This is a genomic window from Arthrobacter alkaliphilus (assembly GCF_021483235.1).
Classification (GTDB): domain Bacteria; phylum Actinomycetota; class Actinomycetes; order Actinomycetales; family Micrococcaceae; genus Arthrobacter; species Arthrobacter alkaliphilus.
On record NZ_JAKEEC010000057.1, the window covers coordinates 1 to 1361 of the forward strand.

Below are 1361 nucleotides of genomic sequence, written 5' to 3' on the forward strand. Positions count from 1 at the left end.
GGGACTGTCCGTTTAACGGTGGTTTCGGGATTGGCATTTAGTTGATTCTTCCTTCGAAGGTGATGGCAAAGGCGTTGAGGGCCGGCTTCCATCGCATGGCCCATCGTGCCCTGCCTTTGCCGGCGGGGTCCAGTGCCCTGGTTGCCAGGTAAAGGCACTTCAGGGCGGCCTGCTCCGTCGGGAAGTGACCTCTGGCCCGGACCGCGCGCCGGTAGCGGGCGTTGAGAGATTCGATGGCGTTCGTGCTGCAAATAACCCGCCGGATTTCGACGTCATAGTCCAGGAACGGCACGAATTCACTCCACGCGTTCTCCCACAGCCGGGTGATCGCAGGGTACTGCCGACCCCATTTGGTCGAGAACTCTACGAAACGTTCCTTGGCTGCGGTTTCGGACGGTGCCGTGTAGACCGGGCGCAGGTCACGTGCCACTTCGTCCCGGTACTGCCGGGCGGCGAAGCGGAAGGTGTTGCGGATCAGATGGACAATGCAGGTCTGGACCACGGCCCGCTCCCAGACGGTGTTGATGGCCTCGGGAAGGCCCTTGAGCCCGTCGCAGACGCTGATGCAGACGTCCTCCACGCCCCGGTTCTTGATCTCGGTCAGCACGGAGAGCCAGAACTTCGCTCCTTCCCCGCCGTCGCCTGCCCACAGCCCGAGGATGTCCCGTTCACCGCCGGTGCTCACCCCGATCGCGACGTAGATCGGGCGGTTCGTGACCTGCCCGTCGCGGATCTTGACGTGGATCGCGTCAATGAACACCACCGGGTAGACCCGGTCCAGGGGCCGGTTCTGCCACTCGACCATCTCGGCAACGACCTTTTCGGTGATCCGGGAGATCGTGTCCTTGGATACTCTCGCACCGTAGACGTCATCGAAGTGGGCTGCGATTTCCCCGGTCGTGAGCCCCTTCGCGCTCAGCGACAACACGATCTCGTCCACCCCGGTCAGGCGCCGCTGCCGTTTCTTGATGACCTGCGGCTCGAACGTCGAACCGGTGTCCCTGGGCACATCGATCTCCACAGGCCCGATCTCCGTCAGCACCGTCTTCGTGCGTGTTCCGTTGCGTGAATTTCCGCTCCCGCGCCCGGCTACGTCGTGCTTCTCGTAACCGAGATGGTCCTCCATCTCCGCCTCCAGGGCGGTCTCCAGGACGTTTTTCGTCAGACGGTTCAACAGCCCGCCGGGTCCGACGAGCTCAATTCCCTGCTCCTTGGCCTGGGCCAGAAGCTGCTGCGCCAACTCTTGCTGATCCACATCAGTCGCCATGGGATCCATGGTGTCGCTCATGATTGGTCCTCCCCGCCAGGCAACGCCCGGCGTGTCAGGCCAATCCCGAATCCACCGTTATTCAGACAGTCCC

General features: G+C 62.9%; 1 protein-coding gene. It reads right to left on the bottom strand.

Translation table 11 applies throughout. From position 1 onward, the window contains the following. Positions 1-37 precede the first annotated feature (37 nt). The gene (locus tag L0B83_RS19570; RefSeq protein ID WP_372461227.1) at positions 38-1276 is read right to left on the bottom strand and encodes an IS256 family transposase; all 1239 of its coding nucleotides are present in this window, start codon (positions 1274-1276) and stop codon (positions 38-40) included. Positions 1277-1361: the final 85 nt, after the last annotated feature.